Origin of the sequence: Porphyrobacter sp. TH134 (genome assembly GCF_002855495.1) — a bacterium.
Lineage (GTDB): Bacteria > Pseudomonadota > Alphaproteobacteria > Sphingomonadales > Sphingomonadaceae > Erythrobacter.
The window spans coordinates 1-17,405 of record NZ_PKRO01000052.1; the positions used below are offsets into that span (position 1 = coordinate 1).

Here is a 17,405-nt window from a genome sequence, read left to right on the forward strand (position 1 = left end):
CCCGGAAGACCATCCGCCGGGAAATCGATCAGGCCAAGGCGACACCTCGTAAAGCTGGATGTCGCCTTACGGCTCCTGTGAACTGTCCTTCAACAATTGGCGGCCTCGGTCGATACGTCCGCGCCGGCAAAGCCTTCGAAGGTGTCGAACAGGCGGATGGTGCGATCCGGGAACAGCGTGTTGAGCAGGGCCGCCTGTTCGCCCTGATACACGCCCAGTTCGGCAATATTGCCCGCAACACCGCGTTCGCGCACCCACTCTGACGCAAGGCGCATCGCGTGGCGGCGTACAAAATCCTCTCCAATTCCGCTTGGGACGGTGCCTGACGGTTCGGGCCACAGATACATGGTGGCAATCCCGGCCAGCGGGATGGCCATGCCCAGCGCTTCGTTGATAGCGATAATGTCAGTGTTGACCCGCCGGCCCAGATCATCGCTGTAGCTGGGATAATAAACGCAGATGCGGTCATGCTGCATGCCGAGTTCGTACAATTGCGCGCGAATGGCATCGCCAGCCCGCGCGGCGATCACCACCAGTTCGGGATCGGAGGCGACGAGCTGCGCGGCAGAAACGACCGGATAGCCTTCGACCATTTGCCCATGGCGCTGCGGGTTGTTGTCGGCCAGCGTTACGATCCGATGCTGACCCGGTAGAACGCTGAGGAAATCCTTCATCGCGCTGCCGGTGCCGAAGATACCAATGTCCATGCCTGCCCCTTTTGTTCGGCAGGCCAGGTTCAGGCCATCCAAGGACAGCATGAAACACGTTTTGTGGAAACAATCCCTAACTTAGGGCACTAACCTCGTGGAGATTATCGGGCGGCGGTCAATTGCCGTCTTGCGGGAGCGGGCATCCCACGCTTCACGAACTGTTGTGAGGCTGATCGCCCAGATGACAGTCATGATCATCAACGGGCGGACAAACGGGCCCAGCACGACTTCGCGGGTGATGAGGCCTTCGGCGCCGGTGAAATAGAAATTGGTCACGCCTTCGGGCAATTGATCGATGGCGTAATCTATCGGAATGGCCAGCAGGTAGCACATCACAATCGCCCACTTGCGGCCAAACCCTCGCCACGGCTCCATCATCACGAACAGCAATATGAAGATCAGCGTGTAGATGCCGGATTCCGACGCGCTCAGCGCGGTCATGATCGCCAGCATGACCGCCCGCGCCGAGGTGTAGAGTTCAGGCCGCCACCAGATCGCCGCCGCCGCCAGCACAATCAGCCCCAGCGTGGTATAGCGCAGCATTGGCAGCAGCACTTCAAGCACATCGACGGCCTGCGACCCGATAATGCTGCCCAGCGGAAACGATCCCAGTTCCACCACCGAATAGAGCGGAATATAGGTGAAGGCGCTCCACCCATCGAGCAATTGCGCTGCCCGGTTCTGCGAAAAGGACACGATATTGGCAATGATCTGCTGCGGCGTGCCATCACCGAACAGCGCCAGCGTTACAAGGTAGATGACAACAGTGGCGATCAGCGCGCCTTCGGCCCATAACCACCGGCGCTTGAGCAGCATCGCAGCGACCGCGCCGATCAGGTAGATCTTGAAATTGATCGCCAGCCCGGCAAACACCCAGCGCAGCCGGGCCGAGGCCAGCAGCGGGCCAAAGCCCAGCAGCACGCAGGTATAGGTCATCAGCAACAGATTGCCGCGTTCCAGCGCGCTCAGCATCGGCATCCCGGCCGCCACCACCACCGTGCGCATCAGCGCGGTGCGCGGATCGATCTTGCGAAAGTTCGCATAGGTCAGCGCGATGTTGAGGGCAAAAAACACCCCCATCATCGCCAGGCCCAGCCAATCGCAGCCGCGCGGATCATACCCGGGGCTGCCTTCAAACATCCGCACCTCTGGATAGCACGCATCCAGCGTCATCACCCGCAGCACCACAAAAGACAGCGGCGGGTAGATCGTGCCCCAGGTATCATAGGCACCGGCCTGACGGGCCCAGAAGGCCGTGTTGAACCAGTCGGCAAAGGTGTCCATCGGCTCGTAGAAAAACGGCGACGGCAGATAGCCGAAGCGCGCCACATGCACCCCGCAGTAGACGATCGCAGCCACAATCAGCGCGCACAGGCCGATTTCGATCCAGGCGAGAGGCTGCTTGTGTAAACGGGACGGCGGCATCATCGCCCTACCCTACCCTTCCGGGGCCGCGCGAAACACCCACCGCTTCAGCACCAGATAATTGAGCAGCGAGACCGCAATCGTCACCACCAACCCTGCCACATAGGGCGACGGATAAGCTTTTAGCGCCAACCAGAGGAAGGCGGCATTGATAAAATAATTGACCACATAAGAGGCAATGAACGACCCCTTGGCACCCTGCTGACCGGCAAAGGCGATCCGGCTGTAGGTAATGTAATTGAACGCCACGCCCAGCACATAACCCACCGCCTGCGCAGCAAACACCTGCATACCCAGCCATACAAGGCCGGCAAACAACAGATAACCAAACACCAGATTGATAATGCCGGCCGCATAATAGCGCGCCAGTTGCAGCCACTCGCTGAGCGGCGGCAGGCGCTTGGGGATCATGTTTCAGGCGGGAAATTGACCCGCTCACGCTCCAGCACCAGCGCCTGATTGCGGGTCCGCTCGGAGATCAGTTTGATCTGAACACCCAGCAATCCAAGGAAGCCGAAAATAAGGCCAAACTGCGCTTCCAGCGCGGCGGCCAGCAGCCACAATTGCACCGATCGGCCAAACACCGCAGCAAACACCGCGCCGCCCAGACAAAACAGCGTCAGCAGCGCCATGAAGAAGGCCACGTATAACGGCGCCCGCAGCAGTTTCTTGGACGAACCGGCCAGCCCGTTCAGGGCAAAATCGAGCAGCGTGAAGAAGTTGTTGTTCGATTTGCCACCACCGCGCGGGGGGCGCTGATAGGTGATCGTCTCGATATCGAAACCCGTTTCCACCAGCAGGCCGCGAAAGAACGGCTCGGGCTCGTTCATCGCCTTGATCGCATCCACGACCTTGCGATCATAAAGGCCAAAGCCGGTGGCATTGGGGATCGCCTGATAATCGCCGAAGGTCTTTTGCAGCGCGTAGGACAATTCCCGAACGGCCGTCAGGATCGCGCCCGATTTTTCCGACTGTCGCACCCCCAGCACAATCGGCGTGCCCGCGCGCCAGCGGGCGACAAATTCCGGCAGCATCGTGGGCGGATCCTGGAAATCAGCGCACATGCCGATCACCGCCTCGCCGCGCGCTTCGTAAATCGCATGGGTAGGCGAGCGCATCTGGCCGAAGTTGCGGCTGTTGACGATCAGCTTGATGCGCGCATCCGTGCGGCACAATTCGCGCACCACTTCGACGGTGCGGTCGCTCGATGCGTTGTCGATGAAGATGATCTCGAACGACCGGGTGACCGGTTCGAGCGCTTCGATCACAGCGCGGGCGATGAGGGGCGCGTTGACCTCCTCGTTGCGGCAGGGGATGGCAACCGAGATTTCCGGCACGGACACCTGCTGCGCACCCGCCAGAACAACGCCTTCAGACATTAACCGGCTCCTGTTCGGCACGCTCCCCGCGCACCGGACGCAGGCGATAGGCTTCGACCGCACCCCACAGCAGCGCGATCAGAATGGCCAGCGCAACTGCCGGCAGCCAATATTGCCGCTTGGTTTCGACATGCGGCAGTTCCAGCAAGCGCATGTTGGCATCCGCAGTCAGATCTTCGACCGAGGTGCCGCGCAAGAACCGCAGATAGCTGTTGTAAAGCGACTTGGCGATTTCGAGATCGCGTTCAAGCCGGTAAAGCTCGCTCGAATTGCGCACCACCTCGCTCACGTTCTGCGGGCTTTGCGGATCGACCGACTTCGCCTCGGCAAACTGCTTGCGCAGCGCGGCGAGTTCGGCCTGCATCTGGCGGATGCTCAGATTGTTGTCGGCATAGATTTCCCGCGCGCGGGCAAGGTCGATTTCCTTGGAGCGGATCACGGTTTCAAGGAACGTGACCCGGTCACCCAGCGCGCCAATCCGTCCGCGCGGGTCGGGATAGCGGTTCTGGAGGCGGAAGGCATCAAACGCGGCTTCTGCCACGGCCAATTCGTCCGATGCTTCCTTGACCAGCTGTTTCAGGACTTTGCGCTTATAGGCGGTCTGGCGGCGGGCTACCCGCGCCAGCTCGCTTTCGATCGCGGTCTGAAACGCGCCGACAATCGCGGTGGCGCGTTCGGCATCAGTGTCCTTCATTTCGATCAGGACAATCCCGCCGCGCAGAGAGCGGACTTCGACCTTGCGGCGCAGATAGCGCTGCAATTCAGTACGGCCCGAAGTTTTCAGCTCCGCAGCCAGCGGGGAGTTCTTGATGACCACATCGCGCACGCCATCGCTATTGCCGATGCGCAGCGCCACTTCGACCGCGGCCTGATTGCCGAAAATGCTGCCCGCACCGCCCAATTGGCCCAGCGTACTGGCGAGCCCGAGCGCATCGCGATCAGTCGGCGTGAAGGACGCGGTGGCCAGATGCCGCTCGGGAAACAGCGCCAGCACAATTGCGATCACCAGCGCCGTGCCGAACACCAGCGCCCGGCCGGCGAAGGTCTGCAACACGCGCATGTTGGCGAGCCTGCCCGTCAGGCTGCGGGGACGCTTCATCGCAGCGACTCAATCACGGCGGCCGACAGCCCAAGCTGGAACACCACCGATGCAACATCGCGGATCTGCGCCCAGATATCATTCGTGCGGGTCCGAACCGGCATGAACACCACGTCACCCGGAAGTGCCTCGGCATTCAGCATCCCGCGCGCGCGGATCAGCACCTCGCCATTGGCCCGCACCACAAACGCCCGCTTGCGATCTGCCGCACGCAGCGGCCCGCCAGCCTGCTCGATATAATCGCGCAGCTTGCGGCCGCGGCCTTCAATCAGGAACGATGCAGGACGATAGACCGCACCGAACACGCCGATGGTGCTGGGCACAGGGGGAATGACGATCCGGTCATTCTGTTCAAGCAGCGTGCCTGAAGGAAGGCTGGTGGAAGCGGGCGTGAGATTGAGGACGACCCGGCCATCAGGTTCGCGTTCAGCCAGAAGTTCGATAACTTCGTTGGCGCTAGCAATTTCGGCGGCGCGGCGGTTCGGGTTCTGCTCCATCCCCCCTTCGAGCGGGGCCGCGGCCATCGCAAAACGAAACTGTTCGAGCGCTTCGTCATAGCTTTGGCGCTGTTGCTTGCGCACCGAAAAACGTTCCAGCCGGGTGCCGAACAGATAGGCGCGGCTGGTGGTACCGCCAGCCAGCGCCAGCGCTTCGTTCAGCGATGTGTTGGGGCTGACGTAGTAATTGCCGGGACGCTCAACTTCGCCTTCGATCCGCACCACAATCGACTGGCGCGCAATAGGTTGCAGCAAGGTGCCGCGCGACAGGACTTCGATCAGATCGCCGCCCTTGGCGGCGCGCGTGCCCGCATCGGCAATGCTCACTTGGATCGGCTCACGGTTCTGGGTGTCCGACGTGCGATACAGGATCAGGCGATCAACTTCGCCCATGACGTTCGGCCCGCCGGCAAGGCGCAGCAGGTCGGCCAGCGTTTCGCCCGCGCGCAGTTCGTAAATTGCCTCTTCCTGCACGCTGCCCAACGCAGCCACTTGTTCGCCTGCGGGCGGAATGAACAGCACATCCTCGTTCTGGAGGACGATGTCAGCTTCGCGCTGACCGCTGCGCAGCAAGCGGTAAAGATCAAGATCGGCGACCTCACGGCCATTGCGGTACACTTTGACCGACCGGAAGCTGCCGCCCGCATTGGGCCCGCCGGCCTGCAAGACGGCATTGGTGACAGTGGCGAGGCTGCTGAGGGTGAAAGCGCCCGGATTATTGGCAAAGCCGGTCACATAGACACGCACAGCGCGCAGCGACTTGAGCGTGACGTTGACGTTGAAAAAGCGGTACTCGGTCCCGATCGCCCGCACCAGCGTGCTGCGCAGATCAGCATAGCGCACGCCTGCGACCTTGATGGTGCCGACGCTTTCGAGATAGATATTGCCGTCGTTGTCGATCTCGCGTTCCACCGTGCCATCGACAGCGCCGGTCAGGTACAGCACGACGGTATCGCCGGGATTGAGGCGGTATTCCGGCGGCACAGTCGACGTGGCGGGCGCGGCGAAATCGCGGCTTGCATCAAGCAGAAGATCTTGCCCAAAGCGGCGCACCTTGCGCCCGGTCACATCTTCGACGTAGGTTTCAAATTCGTTCGGCAACGGCGGCGGGCGCAGCCGGATATTGCGGCCGAGCAAATCGCTATCCTGGCGTTCGCGATCCTCCCGATCATCTTCGTTTTCCAGCCGCAGCGGATCGAACAGCGACGACCCGGACACTTCCATATCGTCAAGCCGCTCTCGGCGATCCTGACGCTCCTCGCGTTCGTTGCGCTCTGGCTCGGTGCGGATTTCGTCAATTTGCTGACTGGAGCCACTGCCGGACGAGGTCTGGGCCGCAGCGGTGACGGGAAATTGCAGCAACGCCAGCGCGATGCTCAGAAAAATCGCTCTGGCGGGGTGTGTCATGGGTGCAATCATCAAATCAGACTAAGGATCCGGTCCTGCCACGGCCACGCATCAGCGCGGGGCTTGCAGGGGTGAAAAACATCGCTGCGCGCTCTATCATGCGAGCTGTGCAGCGACAAGCAAGCCGCTGCGCAGTGCCGGGGAAGCGTGCATCAGGCGGCCTGCGAAAGCCGCCGTGTCAACGTGCGGGTCAAATCGTCAAAATGCTCGTGGACATGGCAATCGATCGGCTCCCACGCCGGATCGGCATAGCCATAGGTCAGGAAATGAAACTCCATGCCGCGCTGCAACGCCGTTTCGTGATCCAGCTCGCTGTCGCCAACATAGATACAGTCGCGCGGATCCAGCCCCAGCTGCGCTAGGGTTGCATCGAGCAAATCCACCGCCGGCTTGGGCCGCAGTTCGGGCCGCCCGCCGACAATCACCTGAAAATGCGGCGCAAGGCCCGTGTCGCCCAGCACCTTTTCGCACAAGACCTGCGGCTTGTTGGAACAGATTGCCAGAGCATGACCTTGCGCCGAGAGCGCCGCGACACCTTCGGCCACACCATCAAACAGCGCGCCGGTGCTGGTGGTGGTGCGGGTGTAGACTTCACGGAAGGTGGCAAGATCCCGCGCGGGATCGATGCAGGCATCGCCCAGCAGTCCGGCCACCATCGCCTCGCCCCCGCGGCTCATGAAACCGCGCGCATGGATCGGATCGATCACCGCATCACATCCGCGTTCGCGCAGCATCTGCTGCAAAATGCCAACACACACGTAACAGCTGTCGACCAGCGTACCATCAAGGTCGAAGATGATCGCGCGGTTCATCGCCCCGGTGATAGCTCCGGTCATCGCAGCGTTCCGCACGGGGCCATCGCCTCGGCCAGTTCCGCGTCCGAGATGAACGGCACCAGGTCTTCCAGCGGCGAGGAGACCATCGAACCATCCTCAAGCCGGCGCGAGGACAGCTTGGGAGCAAATTGCTGGCGCTTGTCGATCATCACTTCGCAGATATGCGGGCCATCCCCGGCCAGCGCGGCGCGAACCGCCCCGGCCAGATCGCCATCGCGCCCCGCAAAGGACGAGGGAATGCCGAAGCCTGCCGCGAGCCGCTGAAAATCAGGAAACGTCAGCCCGCTATCCGGCCCGCACCCGACGATGTTATCGGCGAAATGGTTTTGCTGGGCCTGCCGGATCGAATGGTAGCCATCATTGTTGAGGACGAAAATCTTGATCGGCATGTTGATGCCGACAATCGTCTGCAATTCCTGAAGGTTCTGCATGATCGATCCGTCACCGGCGAGGCAGATGATCCGCTTCGCGCCGGCGCCGCTGGCATACCAGGCACCAATTGCGCCGGGCAGATCATAGCCCATCGAGGCGCAGCCAGAGTTGGTGTAAAGCCGCTGGCCCTGCTTGATGCCGGCAACCTGGAACACGGTGACACAGGCCGTCCCGTCGCCGGTTACGATGATGTCGTCCTCGGCCAGTTCTTCGAACAGGATGTGGCCAAAGGTGTAGGGATTGATCGGGCCTTCGGGCGAGGCATATTCGGGTAGCAGCACAGGATACTGCGCCGCGCGCGCCTTGTTGCGGGCGAGATAGGCGACGCGCGCTTCAGCCTGATCGTCTTCGGGCAGCGGTGTGTTGGCTGCCGCGACGAAGAAATCACGCAGATCGGCATGAACCGGGCGGTGCAAGGTCAAGGTCGGCTTGGCGAGTTCGGCGCTGTCGATATCGACCATGGCCACACGCGCGTTGCGGGCGAAGCTTTGCCAGTTGTAGCTGACCTGCCGGATATTGCAGCGGCATCCCAGCACCAGCACGTAATCCGCCGTCTGCACGGCAAAATTGCCGCCGCGATCACCCACTGATCCGGGCCGCCCGACATAGAGCGGGTGGGCGTTGGGCAGTACGTCATGCGCGTTCCAGCCGGTCACCACCGGCACACCCAGCCGTTCGATAAAAGCCAGGAACGCGGCATGCGTGTCCGACAGGCGGATGCCTGTTCCTGCCAGCACCACCGGGCGTTCAGCTGCGCACAGTTCAGCCATCAGCGCGGCCACTTCGGCACCCAGCGCCGCGCCCGTCAAGGCGCCCAGTTCGGCCTGGTTATTGGGCGCCTCGCCAAAGGCATCGTCTGCGGCCGGATCATAGGGAGCAAGCTCGTCCCACTCGACCGGCGCTGCCTGCACATCGATCGGCACGTCCAGCCACACCGGACCGGGCCGCCCCCGCAGCGCCAGCGCCAGCGCCTTTTCGGTGACCTTGCGCACATCGCGCGGTTCATCGAGCACGACGGCATATTTGGTGATCGGCTTCACCATCGCCACAATATCGACTTCCTGGTCGCCCAGCTGGCGCAGCGGGATGTCATAGCGGAACGCGCAGGTTTCGCGCTTTACCTGCCCTGACACGATCACCATCGGGATCGAATCGACATAGGCACCATATACGCCGTTGAGCGTATTGACCCCGCCCGGTCCCGTTGTGACATTGACCAGCGCGGGCTTACCGCTCAACCGCGCAAAGCTTTCTGCTGCGATGGCCGCGCCCTGTTCGTGATGCGTGTACACCTTGCGCATTCCGGTCTCCCGGCCGAAGGCATCGTTGAGATACATCGCGCCTCCGCCGGTGAGCATGAAGCACGTATCCACCCCGCCTTCGGCAAGGATCTTGGCAATCGCATCGGCAACCCGCATCTTTGCCATTATCAGGCCGCCTTCGCGCTCTGACGCTGTTCCATCATGGCGATCCGCTGTTCGTCCTCAGAGGCGATGGTCTGGTAGTAATCGCGCTTGTTCTTCAACCACAGCAGTTCAAACTCGATCGCCAATTCCATCCCGCGCGCCGCATCATTGCCATCCAGAACGGCGGCATCGAAGATCACCTTGCGGGTTTCGAAACGGTCAAGCCGGATCTGGCGCACCTTGCGCAGCGGGTTGATCGAATCCGGGCTGACGCCGCCGCCTACCACCAGATCAAGATTGTGACGCTTGGCCACTTCGGCGACGCCGCAGACATAGGAGACCATCTCGTCGGTGTTCACAAAATCGCGGGTCTTGCCCATCGAACCGGCAAAATCGACCCGGCCAAAGACCATGCCGACATTGCCCTTGCGCGCCACTTCGCCAAGCTCTTCCAGCTCGTCATAAGTCTTGCGGGTTTCGACGTTGAACAGGAAGCCGACATCGGGCTGTTCGTCGGCGGGATAGAACTTGTCCTTGCCGGCGACATACTTGCTCAGGGCATAGGGAGTCTCGATCATCGGTGCGATGATGTAATCGGCGCCGTACAGACGGCATTCGATCAGATCGCGGATCGCTTCGCAGCCGCCGATCTTGATCCCGACCTTGACGTCAGCCTTGCGGGCGATTTCGAGCAGCCGGAGCAATTCGTCCACCCGGGTGCCTTCGGCTTCAAACTCAGCCTTGACCGCGACAACGCCAAAATCGCCGCGCGCGCGCGACAGGATTTCCAGCATCTGCTTTTCGTAGAAATTCACCTTAGTCTCCTTTTTGGCTTTCGCGGTGGCAGCGCGGCTGGTGCCCTTTGGCTGCCTTGCGAATTATGCTTGCATTAGATGGGCTTGCGAGGTTTGCCGGATCCAATTCACAGTATCGCGCACCTGCATCCGCGGCTCTGCAAGTTCAAGATCAAGCTGCATGGCCAGGACTTTGGTGTCCTGAGCCAGCCCGAGGTAATCAGACCGGCTGCCGAATGTCAGATCAGGACGGCTGATCGCCACCGTCCCGCCGACCTCGGCGGCAACCAGCGCGGCGATATCGGCCATTTCCAGCACGACATTGCCGCACAAATCGACCGGAGCAGCGCTGCCATGCCCGCTGCGCAGCGCGCGCAGGACCAATCGGCACAGATCCGTGACATGCAGAAACGACCGGAACACCGGCTGGCGCGCCTCGATTCGGATGGCCCTGCGCTCCAGCGCCTGCACGGCGAAGTTGGAAACGGCGTAATCTTTCAACTTGTTGATATGCGGCCCGGCGACGTTGAAGATCCGCCCGCACAGCACCGGAACGCCGTGGCTTGCGCCATAGTCGAGGAACCGCGCTTCCTGTTCCAGCTTCATCACGCCGTACAGGTGCCGGTCCGTCCCCAGTTCGGCAAGCCGCGCTGCGCCCGATGATGCAACAAACACGCTGGCTGGCGCCGCTTTTTCCAGCGCGTCCAGCAAAGCGGCATCAATCGCGTCGTTGCCGCTGCGGAAGGCATCTTCGCCAAGCTCGGCAACCTTGCCCTTGGTCAGATAGGCCAGGTGAATCACGTGCGCGCCGGCAACGTCATCGGCGCTGATGGTGGTGAGCGGACGGATTGGCAGGCTGCGGCCGTCAGCCAGTGGCACAGCGCCCGCGCGCGAGCCGAACAGGGCGATCTCGTCGCCCTGCCCCAGCCCGTCACGCGCATCGCCTTCGGCCAGCAGCGCCAGCATGGCCCTGCCGATCCATCCGGTCGGCCCGGTTATGACCAAGCGTTCCATCTGCCGCACCTAAGCCTGCCCCTCCGGCTGCGCTCAGCGCCGCACGAACTTGGTGAGGGTATCGACCATGTAGCCGATTTCGCTTTCGCCAAGGCCCGGATAGACGCCCATCCAGAAGGTGTTTTCGGTCACGATATCCGAATTGGTGAGGTCGCCCACCACCCGGTATTCGCGGGTCTTCATGTACGGCTGGCGGGTGATGTTGCCGCCGAACAGCAGACGCGTGCCGATCTTCATGTCGTTGAGGTGCTTGACGATATCGTCGCGCGTGAAGGGGGCACCTTCGCGCACGGTCAGCGGATAACCAAACCAGCTCGGTTCCGAACGCGGGGTCGCTTCGGGCAGGATCAGCACGTCTTCCAGCGGACGCAGCAGGTCGCTGATCAGCTTGTAGTTACGGCGGCGCGCGGCAACGAAATCATCCAGACGGTCCATCTGCGCCAAGCCGACAGCAGCCTGCATGTCGGTGATCTTGAGGTTGTAGCCGCAGTGGCTGTAGGTGTACTTGTGGTCATAGCCGAAGGGCAGATCGCCCAGACGGCGGCAGAAACGCTTGCCGCAGGTGTTGTCCACGCCCGGCGCGCACCAGCAGTCGCGGCCCCAGTCACGCATCGATTCCATCACGCGCTTCAGGCGCGGCTTGTCGGTGAACACCGCGCCGCCTTCACCCATGGTGATGTGGTGCGCGGGGTAGAAGCTCAGCGTGCCCATGTGGCCGAAGGTACCGACGTGCTGGCCATCATAGGTCGCACCCAGCGCGTCGCAGCAATCTTCGACGACGAACAGGTTGTACTTTTCTGCAACGCGCATCACTTCGGCCACGTTGAACGGGTTGCCGAGCGTGTGGGCGAGCATGATAACCTTGGTCTTTTCGGTGATCGCCTCTTCGATCATCTCCGCCTTGATGTTGTAGGTCGGGATGTCGACATCGAGGAACACCGGCACGACGCCGTACTGGAGCGCGGGGTTGATCGTGGTGGGGAAGCCGGTCGCCACCGTAATCATCTCGTCACCCGCCTTCACCGCGTCATTGCGCAGGTAATGGCTGGTCAGCGTCGAGAACGCGACGAGGTTCGCCGACGAACCCGAGTTCACCGTCAGCGCGTGGTCGACACCGATATACTTCGACAGCCGCGCTTCAAATTCGGTGTTGAACCGGCCGGTGGTCAGCCAGAAATCCAGCGCGCTTTCGGCCAGCAGCTGCATGTCCTTGGCGCCATACACCTTGCCCGACACCGGCACCGCGCTCTCACCCGGGACAAACGGCTTGGGCGCATGGTGGGCTTCGGCATATTGCCCGACCAGATCGACGATCAGCTTGCGGAACTCAGGCTCGCCAAGATCGCGCAGCTCTTCGGGACTCGTGGGAATGGGACGGTTCATGCCAGTTCACTTTCTTCTGATAGCGTCGCGTTCATCAGTGCCTGATAGGCCGCAAGCTGTTCGCGAGAGATGGTCAAGGCATCCGCGCCGTCGGCGACGGCCTGATGCCAGTCAATGATACGGTCGATGGTCGTGCCAAGATTAAAGCTGGCACGCCAACCCAGTGCTGCCTGCGCTTTCGAGCAATCGAGCGTCAGCAGCGTCGCTTCGTGCTTGGTATGATCTTCCACGATCTGGTAGCTGCCGCGGCCCCAACGCTCGATCATCCGCTTGACGATCCAGAGCACGGGGCGGGTATCGCCGGGCACCGGGCCAAAGTTCCACGCCGATGCGATGGACGTATCGCCCGCAGCGAGACGCTGCGCGATCAGCAGATAGCCGCCGAGCGCTTCGAACACGTGCTGCCAAGGCCGCAGCGCGCCGGGTGAGCGGATGATCACCGGCTGACCCGCGCCGACCGCGCGCACGATATCCGGCACCAGCCGGTCCTTCGCCCAGTCGCCGCCGCCGATGACATTGCCAGCCCGCACCGAAGCCAGCAGCGGACCGGCGGGGTCACTGAAGAAGGACTTGCGCCATGACGCGATCACGATTTCCGCTGCCGCCTTGCTGGCGCTGTACGGATCATGACCGCCCAGCGCATCGGTCTCCCGGTACGGCCAGACCCATTCGCGGTTGTCGTAGCACTTGTCGCTGGTAACCGAGACAATCGCCTTCAGCCCCGGCACTCGCCGGCAGGCATCCAGCACATGCGCGGTGCCCTGCACATTGGTGGCAAAGGTTTCGCACGGCTCGTCATAGGACAGGCGCACCAGCGGCTGCGCGGCAAGGTGGAACACCACTTCGGGCTGCGCCTCGGTGATGACTCGCTCAACCAACGCCGCGTCCCGGATATCACCTTCGATGCTGGTCACCAGCTTGCCGAGGCCCGCCTGATTGAACAGGCTCGGCTCCTCAGCCGGGAGCGCCATCCCGGTGACCTTGGCGCCGAGCTCGGTTAGCCACAAGGCAAGCCAGGCCCCTTTGAACCCGGTATGCCCTGTCAGGAAAACCCGGCGACCCGCCCAGAAATGGGGATCTACCAGCATTTCCACGGCGCACCTTCATTCCAGAGATCTTCGAGATAGAGCTTGTCGCGCAGCGTATCCATCGGCTGCCAGAAGCCTTCGTGGTGGAAGCCGTGCAGTTCGCCCGCACTAGCCAGACCCTCCATCGGCTCGCGCTCCCAAATGGTCGCTGGGCCTTCGACATAATCATCCAGCACGGACGGATCGGCTACAAAGAACCCGCCGTTGATCAACCCGCCATCACCAGCCGGCTTTTCGCGGAAGCCGGTCACGCGGTCGCCAGCAAATTCCAGCGCGCCAAAGCGGCCCGGGGGCGCAACAGCCGTCACGGTTGCCTTACCGCCATGCGCACAGTGGAACGCGTAAAGCTTGCCAATGTCGATATTGGCGACGCCGTCGCCATAGGTGAAGAAAAACGGCTTGCCATCCGGCAGGTAGGGGCGAACCGCCTTCAGACGCCCCCCGGTCATGGTGTCAGACCCGGTATCGACCAAAGTGATCCGCCAGCCTTCGTTGCGGTTGCGGTGCACTTCGGTCGTGTTCTTAGCCAAATCAATCGTCACGTCTGCCAGATGCAGTGCGTAATTGGCGAAATACTCTTTGATCAGATAGCCCTTGTAGCCAAGGCAGATGACAAAGTTCTTCACACCGAAATGCGAATAGATCTTCATGATGTGCCAAATGATCGGCATCCCGCCAATCTCGACCATGGGTTTGGGGCGAACGCTCGTCTCTTCGCCCAAGCGCGTGCCCAGCCCACCTGCTAGAATAACGGCGTAAGTATCTGGGGCAATCATGATCGAGCACGACCTCGGGCAAGGGTAGATTGATGGAAAGCGTTAGGCAAGGCGACCCCTCCCCACGCCCCGCTAGCGGACAGCGCATAGCCACCTGACATGGTCACGACAACCCCCCCAATTCCCCCAAAATGCAGCACCTTTTGTCCATTCGTCGCTTTTCTGTACCCGTCCGGCGCTGCTCTAAGCAGAACCCCGAGGTAGAAAGCCGCGAATGATACCGCGTCGCCGTGGCTGGTGCCTAGTGCTCCCAATACATCTTTGGTCGGAGCTGGCCTTTACTTTGCCTGAACGCCGCATGCGGCCAAACCCCGGCTAGCTGGCGCGATGCAGCCCACTACCGCGGCTCAGGTAACGGCCCGGATCGCTATGGCGAGCCCCGTACTCCTACGGGAACGGCCCTGACGATTTCTTCTGTCCAATGCCCTTATCACAGGATGGTTGAGTTTAAGCAGCCTGCGATATGTCTCGATCTGCGGTGGTCCTGCCCCTGCCCTCGGTGCTGTCCCCCCCGATGCCTTTTGCAGTCAGGGATGCCCGCCCTTCGAGACATCCGGACGCGCGGTGGTCTGGTCCCCCTGCCCCCGCCTTCCCGCGCGTCCGGACATCGCGCCCGATTGTGCATGACGTTTGCGTGTTGCCACCCCGCCAGGCCGGGCCAGGCGCAGTGGAAGCTCCGCGATGCAATGCTGGTGACAGGCGTTGCGTCTTCGATTGAGGACTGACCCTTGACCCTTGCAGGAAACCCGCCGCCGGACCATGCAACCGCCATCGCTCAGCGCCGTTTGCTGGTGCTCGATGATGATCCGGCGATCCTCAAGACGATCCGAATGATGGCCCGCAAGCTCGGGCTGGATGTGTTGACCTGCACAAAAGCAGCCGAACTTGAAACGGCGCTCGCATCCTTCGCCCCGGACTTTATCCTGATCGATCTGATGATGCCGCATCTCGACGGGATCGATGTGGTGCGCGCGATCGGTCCGCGTCCAGACTGCTCGCTGTTCGTCATGAGCGGGACGGATGCACGAACCTTTGAAGCCTCGCGCGAGGCGCTGGCCGCGTGCGCGGCGCCGATCGCCGGGTTCCTCAACAAACCCTTTGGCACCGCCGAATTGGCGCGCGTCCTGTCCGCTTCCGCGGCAGGACTGCACCCGCAGCCTGCCTGCCTGAAGAAGCACCCTCACAATACGATCCTGTCACCAGCCCAGTTTGAAAAGGTGGTCCGATCAGGCGGGATTGAACCGTTCTTCCAGCCGATCTTCCATTCGAACGGACGCACGCTGAAAGGGTTTGAAGCGCTCGCCCGCATTCAGGGTGGTCAGACATGTTACTTTGCGCCGGAATATCTCGGGCAATTGGTGGCCGACGAAAATCTGTCTGCCATCGTGACCGACACCATTATCCAGCGCTCGCTGCAATTTATGGCGGAGCTTCCCGGCAAGGATCGCCTCTCGATCTCGATCAACCTGTTCGGCACCCATGCCATTGCGGACGGGTTTCGCGAAAAGCTGGTTGCCCAATGCATGCGCGCCGGCATCGCCACCGATCAGGTCATTCTTGAACTGAGCGAGGCTGCCGTATTCAATCTGGATGAAGAAAAGCTGCGCAAGATAACCCAGTTGCGGCTTGCCGGGTTCGGGCTGTCCATTGATGACTTTGGCACCGGCCATTCATCGCTGGGACGGCTGGCCAGCCTGCCTTTTTCGGAACTCAAGATCGACAAGGCCTTCTGCCTCGCCCTGCCCCATTCCCAGTCAGCGGCCGCCGTTATCGAGGCATGTCTCGGGCTGGCGGCAAGGCTCAATATGAAAGTGACCGCCGAAGGCGTCGAAGATGAAGAAGTGGCAGCGCTGCTGGTCAGCATGGGCTGCGATCATCTGCAAGGGCACCTGTTCGGCAAAGCCATGTCTGGCGACACGCTGCTGCGCTGGCTGAACGGATCGTCACCGCGCGCGGCGGCATGATCGCTGTCCACAGCGATGGCCGTAAACAAGTCCTTATCGCCTGACACCCAGCCGCTACGCGTTTGGCCTTGGCCGGTTCACAAACCAGCGCCTGTCATCTTGAGGCCATGGTCAACATCCTCACCCGCATCGCCCTTGTCCTAGCCGCAGTTTGCGCCGTGACACCTGCCACGCCGGCCCATGCCGATGACCTGCGATATGCCCCGCAACCGGTGCACCGCGCAGCCCCATCGGCACGGATCGAAACCTGGGTTGAAGATTGGGACCCGTTTGTCCGGCGCTGGGTGCGGGCAGGCGAGCCAGGGCGTGATAGCCTGTCTGCAGCGGTGATACAGGCGCCCGCCGCTCCGCTCCGGGCCTTTGGTCCCTTCGTGGTGATCGACAGCCGGACCGCAGCGGTCATGGGAACGACCAACAGCGATAGCCCGGACGATTTCAAACGGATGCGCGCCGCGTTCCCTCAGATCAGCGCTTTGACATTCATCGATGCGCCCGGAACGATCAATGATCTTGCCAATCTTGAAGTTGGCCGGATGATCCGGGCGGCAGGGATTGCCACCCACGTCCCGGCGCACGGGTCGGTGCGTTCAGGCGCGGTTGAGCTGTTTCTCGCTGGCAAGCAGCGCACGATGGAGCCGGGCGCACGGTTCGCCGTGCACGCCTGGCGCGACGAACGCGGCCGGGGCCCGCATGATTTTGCCCCCGAAGATCCCGTCAACCGCCTCTACACCGCCTATTATGAAGACATGGGCATGAGCGCGCAGGATGCCAGAGCCTTCTACGATATGACCAACACAGCGCCCCATGCCAGCGCTTTGTGGTTCGGCCCCGAAGTGATGCGCGACTGGATCAAGGAATCTGCCCCTATGATGCAGGATACCCGCCCTGCACTTCTCCTGGCCTGTGCCCCGGATCTTATGTTCACACCCTTCGCGCCGCTGGATGATGTTGGACTTATGCCGACGCTGCGCTTTGCGCGCAGTCATCAAGCGCCGCTTGCAGCGCCTGAAGCGAGATGGGCTTGGGCAGGAACCTGACGGCACCAAAATCCACCGCGGCGCGCGCGACGAAACTTGATTCCACATGCCGGATACCGCCCTGTCAATGGACACCCAGTGTTACGAGCTAAGGCGACACCCAGTGTTACGAGGTGTCTCGTTGTGACCGTGCGATGATTTCAGGGGCGGGGAGCATG

At 61.8% G+C, this 17,405-nt stretch carries 15 protein-coding genes; 2 read left to right on the forward strand and 13 right to left on the reverse strand.

What is annotated here, in order from left to right; genetic code table 11:
- Positions 1–89: 89 nt before the first annotated feature.
- From C0V72_RS14620 to rfbF, 13 genes are all read right to left on the reverse strand, one after another.
- Entirely contained in the window at positions 90–707 is a 618-nt protein-coding gene (locus C0V72_RS14620; RefSeq protein ID WP_143704622.1) for a hypothetical protein, read from the reverse strand.
- A gap of 81 nt (positions 708–788) precedes the next feature.
- Positions 789–2,138 carry a DUF2029 domain-containing protein gene (locus tag C0V72_RS14625; protein WP_101794878.1) on the reverse strand — a complete coding sequence of 450 codons (1,350 nt, stop codon included), beginning with the start codon at positions 2,136–2,138 and terminating at the stop codon, positions 789–791.
- A gap of 9 nt (positions 2,139–2,147) precedes the next feature.
- Positions 2,148–2,546: a GtrA family protein gene (locus C0V72_RS14630; protein WP_101794879.1), complete on the reverse strand. Its 399-nt coding sequence runs from the start codon at positions 2,544–2,546 to the stop codon at positions 2,148–2,150.
- Positions 2,543–3,514: a glycosyltransferase family 2 protein gene (locus C0V72_RS14635; protein ID WP_101794880.1), complete on the reverse strand. Its 972-nt coding sequence runs from the start codon at positions 3,512–3,514 to the stop codon at positions 2,543–2,545. Before C0V72_RS14635 ends, C0V72_RS14630 begins: the two co-directional genes overlap by 4 nt.
- Positions 3,507–4,613: a hypothetical protein gene (locus C0V72_RS14640; RefSeq protein ID WP_101794881.1), complete on the reverse strand. Its 1,107-nt coding sequence runs from the start codon at positions 4,611–4,613 to the stop codon at positions 3,507–3,509. The genes C0V72_RS14635 and C0V72_RS14640 overlap by 8 nt, the downstream gene beginning before the upstream one ends.
- Positions 4,610–6,517, reverse strand: coding sequence for a polysaccharide biosynthesis/export family protein (locus C0V72_RS14645; RefSeq protein WP_172439049.1), 1,908 nt, complete (start codon positions 6,515–6,517; stop codon positions 4,610–4,612). Before C0V72_RS14645 ends, C0V72_RS14640 begins: the two co-directional genes overlap by 4 nt.
- Positions 6,518–6,669: 152 nt before the next feature.
- Entirely contained in the window at positions 6,670–7,353 is a 684-nt protein-coding gene (locus C0V72_RS14650) for an HAD family hydrolase (protein ID WP_101794883.1), read from the reverse strand.
- Positions 7,350–9,212, reverse strand: coding sequence for a thiamine pyrophosphate-binding protein (locus C0V72_RS14655; RefSeq protein ID WP_199797806.1), 1,863 nt, complete (start codon positions 9,210–9,212; stop codon positions 7,350–7,352). Before C0V72_RS14655 ends, C0V72_RS14650 begins: the two co-directional genes overlap by 4 nt.
- 2 nt (positions 9,213–9,214) lie before the next feature.
- Complete coding sequence (locus tag C0V72_RS14660; RefSeq protein ID WP_101794884.1) at positions 9,215–10,006, reverse strand: aldolase/citrate lyase family protein; 792 nt, start codon at positions 10,004–10,006, stop codon at positions 9,215–9,217.
- A 63-nt stretch (positions 10,007–10,069) separates the two neighbouring features.
- Complete coding sequence (locus C0V72_RS14665) at positions 10,070–10,999, reverse strand: NAD-dependent epimerase/dehydratase family protein (protein ID WP_101794885.1); 930 nt, start codon at positions 10,997–10,999, stop codon at positions 10,070–10,072.
- 33 nt (positions 11,000–11,032) lie between these two features.
- Positions 11,033–12,382 carry a lipopolysaccharide biosynthesis protein RfbH gene (gene rfbH, locus C0V72_RS14670; RefSeq protein ID WP_101794886.1) on the reverse strand — a complete coding sequence of 450 codons (1,350 nt, stop codon included), beginning with the start codon at positions 12,380–12,382 and terminating at the stop codon, positions 11,033–11,035.
- Positions 12,379–13,470 (reverse strand): CDP-glucose 4,6-dehydratase, encoded by a 1,092-nt coding sequence (rfbG, locus tag C0V72_RS14675; protein WP_101794887.1) that lies wholly within the window; start codon positions 13,468–13,470, stop codon positions 12,379–12,381. The genes rfbH and rfbG overlap by 4 nt, the downstream gene beginning before the upstream one ends.
- Positions 13,461–14,246: a glucose-1-phosphate cytidylyltransferase gene (gene rfbF, locus C0V72_RS14680; RefSeq protein WP_101794888.1), complete on the reverse strand. Its 786-nt coding sequence runs from the start codon at positions 14,244–14,246 to the stop codon at positions 13,461–13,463. Before rfbF ends, rfbG begins: the two co-directional genes overlap by 10 nt.
- Positions 14,247–14,974: 728 nt before the next feature.
- Here rfbF and C0V72_RS14685 point away from each other — a divergent pair.
- Both C0V72_RS14685 and C0V72_RS14690 read left to right on the forward strand, forming a co-directional pair.
- Positions 14,975–16,210 (forward strand): EAL domain-containing response regulator, encoded by a 1,236-nt coding sequence (locus C0V72_RS14685; protein WP_101794889.1) that lies wholly within the window; start codon positions 14,975–14,977, stop codon positions 16,208–16,210.
- 107 nt (positions 16,211–16,317) lie between these two features.
- Positions 16,318–17,247, forward strand: coding sequence for a hypothetical protein (locus C0V72_RS14690; protein ID WP_101794890.1), 930 nt, complete (start codon positions 16,318–16,320; stop codon positions 17,245–17,247).
- Positions 17,248–17,405: the final 158 nt, after the last annotated feature.

Coding starts and splice junctions, on each gene's coding strand:
- C0V72_RS14625 (WP_101794878.1), bottom strand. CDS start 2,138: ATGATGCCGCCGTCCCGTTTACACAAGCAGCCTCTCGCCTGGATCGAA.
- C0V72_RS14635 (WP_101794880.1), bottom strand. CDS start 3,514: ATGTCTGAAGGCGTTGTTCTGGCGGGTGCGCAGCAGGTGTCCGTGCCG.
- C0V72_RS14640 (WP_101794881.1), bottom strand. CDS start 4,613: ATGAAGCGTCCCCGCAGCCTGACGGGCAGGCTCGCCAACATGCGCGTG.
- C0V72_RS14620 (WP_143704622.1), bottom strand. CDS start 707: ATGGACATTGGTATCTTCGGCACCGGCAGCGCGATGAAGGATTTCCTC.
- C0V72_RS14665 (WP_101794885.1), bottom strand. CDS start 10,999: ATGGAACGCTTGGTCATAACCGGGCCGACCGGATGGATCGGCAGGGCC.
- C0V72_RS14630 (WP_101794879.1), bottom strand. CDS start 2,546: ATGATCCCCAAGCGCCTGCCGCCGCTCAGCGAGTGGCTGCAACTGGCG.
- C0V72_RS14690 (WP_101794890.1), top strand. CDS start 16,318: ATGGTCAACATCCTCACCCGCATCGCCCTTGTCCTAGCCGCAGTTTGC.
- C0V72_RS14650 (WP_101794883.1), bottom strand. CDS start 7,353: ATGACCGGAGCTATCACCGGGGCGATGAACCGCGCGATCATCTTCGAC.
- C0V72_RS14645 (WP_172439049.1), bottom strand. CDS start 6,517: ATGACACACCCCGCCAGAGCGATTTTTCTGAGCATCGCGCTGGCGTTG.
- rfbG (WP_101794887.1), bottom strand. CDS start 13,470: ATGCTGGTAGATCCCCATTTCTGGGCGGGTCGCCGGGTTTTCCTGACA.
- C0V72_RS14655 (WP_199797806.1), bottom strand. CDS start 9,212: ATGGCAAAGATGCGGGTTGCCGATGCGATTGCCAAGATCCTTGCCGAA.
- rfbH (WP_101794886.1), bottom strand. CDS start 12,382: ATGAACCGTCCCATTCCCACGAGTCCCGAAGAGCTGCGCGATCTTGGC.
- rfbF (WP_101794888.1), bottom strand. CDS start 14,246: ATGATTGCCCCAGATACTTACGCCGTTATTCTAGCAGGTGGGCTGGGC.